Raw genomic sequence first — 9,419 nt, 5'->3', positions numbered from 1 at the left:
GATTGCAGCCGCCTGCAACAACAATGGCAAGTCGTTCAACCGCAATGGCGCGAAGCATTGCGCGAGTGTCTTGCGAAGCAGCACTAGGCATAATGCGCCTGTACCCACAGGCGCATGTTTCCATCCCTTCCGCAAAGCTCTCGCTAGCGCAACCGCCAACTCAACCAGCGCGGTCAAACCATCGATGGGCTTTTGGAAATCCACGGGTTTGGGGTCGAGGTAAACTTTTTCGACTTGGCCAGCTCGACCAGATTAACGAGCGCTCTCGCCTTCCAACCGAACATTTTTCTTGGCCCTGATCCATCCGGTCAGTGCGCCGACACTCCTCATTGCAGGATTTTCTATAAATTTGAAAGTTAAACCGCATACAAATATCAGAATAGGGGTAATTAACACGACCACCCCCCAATACTGAAGGGGTGTCAGTTGGCTGGCACTTACACTTCCAAACACAAACTTGAAAGTCACAAATAATAAAATCCCATGAAGCAGGTAAATGCTATATGCCATTTCACCCATAGCACGTGATACTTTTATCCCGAGCAGACCGAAGAGGCTATTCCCTCCAGCGACGAGGCAAAAGACAAGCACCAACAACAGCCGCGGTGCACTTTTCTCATAGATTGTTGGATAGAACGCCACGGTGAACGCAAGAACCCCAACCACAATACATGTTGCCCATTTTGAAACGGCAAAAGCAGTAAAGCGATCGTAGCGAACCAGAAAGGCCGCGCCCGCCCCGCCTAAAAACAACCAACCAAAATCAAGTCTATAACCATACGAATTAAATATATATACCGCCAATGCCGTTAAAAATAAATACTTGATAGGTGGACGGTGCCCCGTAACCAGTGCAATAACTGGGAGAAACAGATAGAAGAACCACTCATAAGGTAACGTCCAAGTCACTCCGGCAATAATGTACCTTGTCCCTAACAGGCCGTTTAAATCAGGGTCGCCAAAAACCCTAAAGCCGATCCACTTCAAGCCCTCTATCAAAATTTTCTCCACAGGTTGCGCCGGCCCGTTCTTAGTGAGCACCCATACAATCAAAAACAATAGAGCCATGGAAAACAAATAAAGAGGCGTCAATCTCAAAAAACGAGAGACATATAAACGAAGCCAGTCGACACCGTGCTCACGTTCATCCAACAACTTATTAAAAAAAGAAAACCCGTAATCATGAAAAATAGAGCAACACCCATTTGACCGAAATGCACAAAAAGCCTAGAGGGAGGTAAAGCCCAAACGCCTGATTGCAAATAGTAATACCATATACACGAGTGATGAAGAAACACAAAAAAAGCAAGATACCCTCGTAAACCATCGATAGTTACAAATCGACCTTGAGACGAAGGGGTTATCAGCTTATTCACGATTAAGTGAGTCGATAACAACGCAACCATAACTGCTATTAATGCAGCAAATGCACTTATTATTTCCACTTGAGCATGTACTTCCTGAGACATTCGAAAAAGCCATCATATAATAACTGATTTATTTTGGTAGAGCATGTCCTCCATGACGTCGTTGCAGGGCAATCGAACCCTATGCATCAACGTATAACAGCGTACGGTTCATGGAGCGGTTACACTCAGGCCAACCTCTGGCGTCTTGCCTTTATAGGCCATGGCCATGGAACGGTGTCGAACAGGGCTACAATGAAACCAGTGACCAAGCCCGTTACTCAAAGCAGCTAATACCGTGGGAAAACTCTCCCACGGCAATCTGCCTCAAGGAGAGCCTTATGCCGTGGTATGCGTGGTTGATTATGGCGGTCGCGATCGGTTCGATCGTCGGCGGATTGTTGATGCTGCGTGACAGCGCCAACAAAGTGGAATTGACCGACGAACAGCGCAAGCGCGTGGCCGAACGCAACGCCCAGGCCGATGCCAAGGACGCACAGGATCGCTGAGTAGGTTATTCCCATGCCGCCTTGGCAATATGCAGCCCGTGCTGGCCGTTGTAGGCCGCACGCTCGGGCTGGCTCCAGCCTTTGAGCAACGCTTCTTCCAAGCGATAGATCTCAACCCCCAGCGGACGACACACCGTCAATGGATCCTGTGCCTCAGGCCCCCACATCGGCAGCGACAAATCCCCACCCGGGCACGTCGATAGCGCACACAGCAGATCAATCTCGGCAAAAAACTCCAGGTAGTCGCCCTTCTGCGCCGGGCAGGCTTTCATGAAATACATATCGTCGTGATTGAGTCCCGTGCACTGGAAGATATTCAGCACGTCATGCACATCGAACTCCGTCAGCCCATGGGGTAACACCGCCCGCGTCAGGTTTGAATGGCAATGGTGGTGGAAGTCCTCACCAGTGAGCATCTTGTTCACATAAGGGTCGCAACGGGTGCCAAGCAGATCATGCAGACGCCCACCATGCTCATCAATGCCATAACCAGCCAGGCTGTCATCCGTAATGGTCACCAGCGGCCGCAGGAACGGTAGATTCGACCAGAGCCGGTCGTGGGTACTGACATGAGCCCCCTGCAACTGCCGGGTACGCGCCGCCCACAAGCGCTCGCGGGGGTCATTGGCATTCCACACGTTGAAATCACCCACCTGCGGGCCCACCGGCGTGGTCACCCGGAATACATGCCCGGCCGGAACCTTCCAGGCCCGCCCCGTGCGGATCGGCACATCGAACTGCTCAATCAGCGTGCGCTGATCAACCGCATCACGAACCCGCTCGTAAAACCCCTTGTCGACCTGCAACGCCGAGCCCTTACTGACCTGATACGCGGCGGGATAGTCTTTGTACATAGTGAAATCCTCCATCAGCGGTAGGTAGGCGATCGGGGCCGCCAAAGACAATGTGATATTCACCGTCACATTAATCTGAAAACGCAGAAACAGCAGAGGGAAAAAAGGCCGGTCAGTGACCGGCCCCAGGCTGACTATAACTGCAGGTTTATTTGACCTCCAGCCTCTCGCGATTCTTCTCCAGAAGCGCCTTGCCAATCCCCTTCACTTCCAGCAATTCATCCACCGCCGTAAATGACCCATTGGACTCACGGTAAGCAATGATTGCCTTGGCCTTGGCTGCACCAATACCGAACAGATCGCGCTGGAGGGTCCCGGCGTTGGCACTATTGAGATTGACCTTGATGGAGGTTTGCTCAGCCTGGGCCATCTGGGCGGCGATGGGCGTGGGAGACTCCGGTTTGGCAGAGGGTGCAGCGGTGACAGCCAGTGACAGACTGGTGAGGACGGCAAAAACCAGGGAAGAGAAACAGGATTTACGCATTAAGGACGCTCCATGACATCAGTGAGAAAAGCAGCTTTTCCGAAGCTGCTTTTCAAACTTAGGTGATGCACGGGGATAGTCAAAAATGGCTGCGTTACAGGGTGTGAACTCAGGGTTCGAGACGGCGTTGCTGGTAGATCCAGTCGACGATTTCACTGTCTGGCGCATAACCGCTGACGGTATCGCGCAGCAGTTGGCGAACCCGGTTGTAGTCATCCTGCTCCACGGCCGCAAGCAGCTCTGTGAGCTTGGCCTTGAGTACCTCCCAGCCCAGGTGATCTTCGTTAGCACTCATGATCATCGGGTGTTGGGTGGCGACAACGTTGTCACCGATCAGCAACTCTTCGTAAAGCTTTTCACCAGGGCGCAGACCGCTGAATTCGATGGAGATGTCGCCATGGGGGTTCTTGTCGGAGCGAATACTCAGGCCTGATAGATGAATCATCTTCTCAGCCAATTCGACGATTTTTACCGGTTCGCCCATGTCCAGTACAAATACATCACCGCCCAGCCCCATGGAACCCGCTTGAATGACCAACTGAGCCGCTTCCGGGATGGTCATGAAATAACGGGTTATTTTTGGATGAGTTACCGTCAGCGGCCCACCGGATTTGATCTGCTTGTGGAACAACGGTATCACCGAGCCGGACGAGCCCAGCACATTGCCAAAGCGGACCATGGTGAAGCGGGTTTTATTGACCCGTGACACGTTGGACTTGTCGCCAAACAAGATGGGGGCCAGTTCACGGCTGAGCGCCTGGAGCGTCAACTCTGCCAGACGTTTAGTGCTGCCCATCACATTAGTCGGGCGCACGGCTTTGTCGGTAGAGATGAGCACAAAGTTTGCAACGCCTGTCTGAAGCGCGGCCTGGGCTGTGTTCAGCGTACCAATGACATTGTTCAGCACACCTTCGGCGATATTGTGCTCGACCATCGGGACATGCTTGTAAGCGGCGGCGTGGTAGACGGTATCTACATGCCAGGTATTCATCACGTCCAGCAACTTGGACTGATTGCGAACCGAGCCCAGTATCGGCAACAGCTTTACGGGCAACGATTCACGAGTGATGCGCTGCTCAAGCTCGGACAAGATACTGTAGAGGTTGAACTCGCTGTGATCGAAGAGCAGCAGCGTAGTTGGACGCAGGGCCAGAATCTGTCGGCAAAGCTCGGACCCGATAGAGCCGCCTGCCCCCGTTACCATGACGCTTTGGCCCTTGATGCAATGCTCCAGCAACTCGTCTTGTGCCGGTACCGCATCGCGCCCCAGCAAGTCGGCGATATCAACTTCCTGGATGTCGTCTACCTTGACCCGGCCGCTGGCCAGGTCCATGAAACCGGGAACACTGCGTACATGCAACGGAAAGCCTTCCAGGAACCCGAGGACTTCCCGACGGCGCCCACGATTGGATGAAGGAATAGCGAGCAGAATCTCTTGAGCGCCGGTGGTATCGATCATTCGCTGGATATGCTTGGGCTTGTAAACATGCAAGCCGGCAATAACGCGGTCAGAGATACTCAGGTCGTCGTCGATAAAGGCCACTGGGCGCATCAAACGCCCCATGCGCAGGGCGGCCACCAGTTGGTTGCCCGCCGAGCCGGCACCGTAAATGGCGACGCGTGGCAGGCCATCGTCGTGATTGGTGAAAGGGACATGTTGCGTCGCATAGAACCAATCCCCCAGGAAATACTGGCGCATGGCTAAACGCAGGCCGCCGACCATGATCAGGCTCAACCACCAGTAGTTGAAAATGATCGAGCGCGGGACCACAGCTTGATGATTGCTGTACCAGTAGACGATAACCCCGAGTATCAAGGACGACAGGCTCACGGCCTTGATAATGGCAATCAGCGCGTCATTACCAAAATAGCGCATGACAGCGCGATACATGCCAAAACGTATAAACAAAGGAATCGCAACAACGGGAGCCGCCAGGAACAGCCACAAATGACCACGAAACGGGTTGATCATGTCATCAATGCCCAGACGTACGACAAAGGCCAGCCAAAGCGCCGCCCAGACAACAAAAACGTCAGTAAACACCTGAAGCAGTCGTTTTTTACGACGCGGTAATCCCACCAAGGAAGCCCGTATTTTTTCCATAACGCCGTCGGCCACCGAATGCTGCTCCCATAATTTATTATCCCGCGCCCATTCTACGTCGCTTGGCACATTATGGCTTATAAAAAGTCGTCAGCTTAGCTCGACAAGCATTGCGGCCGCGGCTTCCAGCTCGCTAGCGCTGAACTTTAACGCCAGAGCAATTAACGGTGCATAGGCCAGAACCAGCCCACAGGCGCCACGAGCCCTGACAAGACTACCCACGCAGCGATAGGCAACAACCAAAGTAGGTTAATGGCCGCAACTGCCAGAATCACGCGCCTGCCCCCCCCAGTCAAATTATTTCGCGGTGGGGGTAAAAAGCGGGGTACTGCTCGGTTTTTTTTGAAGTGATTACTCTTGAGTAGCCAGTGTCATCACCTCGCCAAGTACCGTGCACGTCTTATCGATTTCAGAGCGAGTCACCGTTGGGTGAACCAGAAACATCAGGCTGGTTTCGCCGAGTTCCTTTGCAATAGCCAAGCGGTTTTCCGGGCGCCAGCCAGTGCCGTCAAAGGCTTTTTCCAGATAGACCTCAGAGCAAGACCCCGAAAACACAGGGACTCCCATAGCAGAAATCTCAGACATAATACGGTCACGGCTCCATTCGGGCTTGAGCTGTTCAGGTTCTACAAATACGTAGCATTTATACGCAGCATGAACGCTACCCTCAGGGAGCAATGGCACACGTAATCCCGACAATTGACGAGCGCAACTCCATATTCTCTCGGAGTTAGCCAGGCGAGAAGCATGCCAGTCCGTCATTCGCTCAAGTTGAATTCGACCAACTACGGCCTGAACCTCAAGCATTCTCCAGTTAGTCCCGAAGCTTTCGTGCAACCATCGGAAACCCGGGGGGTGTTCCCGCTCATAAACGGCTTCCCAGCTTTTCCCATGATCTTTAAACGACCACATATCCGACCACAACTTGCGATCGTTCGTCGTAACCATCCCACCTTCACCGCCGGTCGTCATGATTTTGTCCTGACAAAAAGACCAAGCACCGACATGACCGATCGACCCCACAGGACGGCCCTTGTATAAAGCTCCGTGAGCCTGAGCACAATCTTCGATGACCTTGAGATCATACTCATCAGCCAGGGCCATGATCGGATCCATATCGCAAGGCCAACCGGCCAAATGCACACAGATAACCGCGCGGGTATGAGGTGTCAGGACAGCTCGGATCGTTTGGGCCGTGATGTTCTGCGACTCTCGATCAACTTCAGCGAAAACCGGAATAGCCCCAGCATTGACAATGCTGGACACAGAGGCCAGAAAGGTACGTGGAGTGACAATCACCTCATCACCGATACCAATACCCAAGGCTTTCAGAGCAAGATCCAGAGCAACGGTACCGTTGGCAAGCCCTATGGCGTAGTGCGTGCTTGTCCAGGCTGCAAATTCCTTTTCGAATTCTCGCCCTTGCGTGCCAGTCCAGTAGTTAACCTTATTGGACAGAATTACATCACGTACAGCATTGGCCTCTTCTTCAGTGAAGGAGGGCCAAGGAGAAAATGGTGAGTTCAACACAGCCAGTACCCGTCAATATTCATCCGAAAAATAAAGGGTTTGTTAACACACACCCTCATTAACTAATTAAACCACAAGGCAAATTATCACCGACGCGTCAAGAGCGGTTCAGTATTTTAGCCGGTACGCCTGCAACAGTGACCGTGTCTGGGACGTCAGCAATCACTACCGCACCCGCGCCAATCGTTACCCGCGCACCAATTCGAACCATCTGACGCACACTCGCCCCTATGCCGATCCAGCTCAAATCCTGTACAGATACGCCGCCAGCAAGCCGGGCCCCGGGACTGACATGTACGTACGATCCCATTTGGCAATCATGATCAACGCTACATCCTGTATTGAGAATGACGCCCTCGCCGATGTTAGCATCCGCATTCACTACAACTCCGGCAAATACAACTGAGCCTTCACCAATCGTGGCATACCGGCTGAACGTTGCGTCGGGATGTAGCAAGCTAATCAATTTCGCACCTGAGGCTTTCAACTGATCCAATTTAGTCTTACGAACTGAATTGTTGCCAATGGCCACAATTACACCATCAAATTCATGCGCTCTGGCTAAAAGCGTTGCAGTATCGCCCACGACGTCCCAGGCACCATTTCGGAGTTGGCCAGGCCAGGCGTCGTCAAAAAACTCAACCCGGTCCCATCCACAGCACTCAGCTGTATCGGCTACGACTTTACCGTGGCCGCTAGCACCGAGAACTGCCAGACGGATCATGACTTTGTCCCTTTAAACTTCGCTGCTGTAACTTCACCTTCGGCACTGATTCCGTCGCGCACCAAAACCTTCTTGACGGTGAGCAAAATGACTTTGATATCCAGCCACAGAGATTGATTGTCGACGTACCAGACATCCAATTCGAACTTTTCTTCCCACCCCAGCGAATTCCGTCCGTTTACTTGTGCCCATCCTGTCACTCCAGGACGAGACTCATGACGTCTGTACTGTTCCCGGTTATAAAGGGGTAGGTACTCCATCAGCAATGGGCGCGGCCCCACCAGGCTCATGTCGCCTTTCAACACATTCCATAACTCGGGCAACTCATCAAGGCTACTGGAGCGCAAAAAGCTGCCAAAAGGTGTCATCCGTTCGGAGTCAGGCAATGGATTACCCATTGCATCGTGTGCATCTCGCATTGTACGAAATTTGATCATTTCGAAAGGTTTACCGTCTTTACCCGGCCGAACCTGGCGAAACAGAACCGGCGAACCTAACTTCTTGCGAATTTGCCAGGCAACCACAGCAATGATGGGTGCAAGCAATAGCAACCCGAGAGCCGATGCGAAAAAGTCAAAAGTGCGCTTGATCATTTGGGGTGCCCTTCCAGCCAATCAACAAATCGATCTGCCAATTTTCGACGGTCAAACTCTCGCACAGCCAATTCCCGCCCTCGCAAGCCTTTGGCCTTCAGATCATTACGAGCATCTGCTGCCTCTACTAATGCGTCGGCAAAAAGCGATGGACTATCAGGGGGTACAACAAAGCCACAATCTTCTTTGGAGATCATTTCCGCCAGCCAACCCGGATAGTTGTTCAAAACGGGTAAGCCTGCAGCTATATAGTCGAAAAATTTATTAGGCGAGGTACCGTAATAAAATGCAGGAATATTAGCCAATACTTGCAACCCAAGATCAGCACTCGCCATCAAACCGGAGAGTTTTTCTTTGTTAACTGGATCATGAAATATCACATTATCCAGCCCTTCTTTCGTTGCACGCGCCTCAAGCCCAGGCTTCAACTTTCCCTGTCCAATCAACAACAATTTTATGTCATCACGTTTACGAAACTTCAACTCTTTGGCCGCATCCAACACAGCATCCAGCTTGTTGGCTACTCCATGCGTACCAGCGAAGACTGCGAGAAGGTGATCCTTTTCGATACCCACCGGCAACCAAGGCTCAACAGGAACACTGAATATATCAAGATCACAGCCATTAGGGATCATGGCTATACGTTCGCGATCAACGCCTCGGAGGGCAATACCGTCCACAATGCCAGGCGATAATCCGATGACTCGATGGGCTGAGCGATAGCTGGCCCACTCAAGCAACGACATGGCTGAAAGAATCAGGGGGTTGCGAATGACACCCATAGCCTTGGGTAACTCAGGCCACAAATCGCGAACCTCAAAAATGAAAGGTTTTCTGCGAAACCAGCGAGCGAAGATGCCTGGAATGCCGGCAGTCAATGGCGTCGTGGTAGCAAAAACCAAGTCATAGGGTTCTGTCAGTGCCAGACCTATACTACGAATAGCGAACTTCAGAAAACTGAGCGCACGAGCCAACAGGCCATCGCTGTTAGAGTACGCTAGGTCAAACTCGATGATTTCGATACCATCGACAACTCCTTTACGCTTGCCACCTAAAAACGGGCTGTCCAGGCCTGTCTTTCCGCCGCCATAGCTTCCACAAACCATGGTTACCTGATGGCCTCTGGCAATCAAGCGCCGTGCCATCTCATAGGACCTAATCCCGGTGGCGCCTTGCGGAGTGGAGAAATGCTGATGAAAATAAAGAACTTTCATA

The 9,419-nt window shown here is 52.1% G+C and carries 10 protein-coding genes; 1 reads left to right on the top strand and 9 read right to left on the bottom strand.

Annotated features, from left to right (window positions below):
* Positions 1–252: 252 nt before the first annotated feature.
* Both GIR22_RS21990 and GIR22_RS26625 read right to left on the bottom strand, forming a co-directional pair.
* Positions 253–1,152, bottom strand: coding sequence for an acyltransferase family protein (locus GIR22_RS21990; protein WP_281349900.1), 900 nt, complete (start codon positions 1,150–1,152; stop codon positions 253–255).
* Positions 1,095–1,406, bottom strand: coding sequence for an acyltransferase family protein (locus tag GIR22_RS26625; RefSeq protein WP_281349904.1), 312 nt, complete (start codon positions 1,404–1,406; stop codon positions 1,095–1,097). The genes GIR22_RS21990 and GIR22_RS26625 overlap by 58 nt, the downstream gene beginning before the upstream one ends.
* Positions 1,407–1,747: 341 nt before the next feature.
* On the opposite strand from GIR22_RS26625, the gene GIR22_RS21985 reads away from it, so the two are divergent.
* The gene (locus GIR22_RS21985; RefSeq protein WP_154745369.1) at positions 1,748–1,915 is read left to right on the top strand and encodes a DUF2897 family protein; all 168 of its coding nucleotides are present in this window, start codon (positions 1,748–1,750) and stop codon (positions 1,913–1,915) included.
* Positions 1,916–1,920: 5 nt separating this feature from the next.
* On the opposite strand, the gene GIR22_RS21980 is transcribed toward GIR22_RS21985, so the two are convergent.
* The 7 genes from GIR22_RS21980 to GIR22_RS21950 all read right to left on the bottom strand — a co-directional run bounded on the left by GIR22_RS21980 (position 1,921) and on the right by GIR22_RS21950 (position 9,418).
* Positions 1,921–2,769: an urea carboxylase-associated family protein gene (locus tag GIR22_RS21980; protein WP_154745368.1), complete on the bottom strand. Its 849-nt coding sequence runs from the start codon at positions 2,767–2,769 to the stop codon at positions 1,921–1,923.
* A 148-nt stretch (positions 2,770–2,917) separates the two neighbouring features.
* Positions 2,918–3,253 carry a ComEA family DNA-binding protein gene (locus GIR22_RS21975; protein ID WP_154745367.1) on the bottom strand — a complete coding sequence of 112 codons (336 nt, stop codon included), beginning with the start codon at positions 3,251–3,253 and terminating at the stop codon, positions 2,918–2,920.
* 109 nt (positions 3,254–3,362) lie between these two features.
* A complete protein-coding gene (locus tag GIR22_RS21970; RefSeq protein WP_154745378.1) occupies positions 3,363–5,357 on the bottom strand; it encodes a polysaccharide biosynthesis protein in 1,995 nt (664 codons plus the stop codon).
* 351 nt (positions 5,358–5,708) lie between these two features.
* Positions 5,709–6,887 carry a DegT/DnrJ/EryC1/StrS family aminotransferase gene (locus GIR22_RS21965; protein WP_178122411.1) on the bottom strand — a complete coding sequence of 393 codons (1,179 nt, stop codon included), beginning with the start codon at positions 6,885–6,887 and terminating at the stop codon, positions 5,709–5,711.
* 97 nt (positions 6,888–6,984) lie between these two features.
* Positions 6,985–7,611 (bottom strand): acetyltransferase, encoded by a 627-nt coding sequence (locus GIR22_RS21960; protein WP_154745365.1) that lies wholly within the window; start codon positions 7,609–7,611, stop codon positions 6,985–6,987.
* Positions 7,608–8,204, bottom strand: coding sequence for a sugar transferase (locus GIR22_RS21955; RefSeq protein ID WP_154745364.1), 597 nt, complete (start codon positions 8,202–8,204; stop codon positions 7,608–7,610). The genes GIR22_RS21960 and GIR22_RS21955 overlap by 4 nt, the downstream gene beginning before the upstream one ends.
* On the bottom strand, positions 8,201–9,418 hold the full coding sequence (locus tag GIR22_RS21950; protein ID WP_154745363.1) for a glycosyltransferase family 4 protein: 1,218 nt from the start codon (positions 9,416–9,418) through the stop codon (positions 8,201–8,203). Before GIR22_RS21950 ends, GIR22_RS21955 begins: the two co-directional genes overlap by 4 nt.
* Position 9,419: the final 1 nt, after the last annotated feature.

It is taken from the genome of Pseudomonas karstica (assembly GCF_009707515.1).
Taxonomy (GTDB): Bacteria; Pseudomonadota; Gammaproteobacteria; order Pseudomonadales; family Pseudomonadaceae; genus Aquipseudomonas; species Aquipseudomonas karstica.
This window is presented reverse-complemented; position numbering and strand designations above follow the sequence as displayed.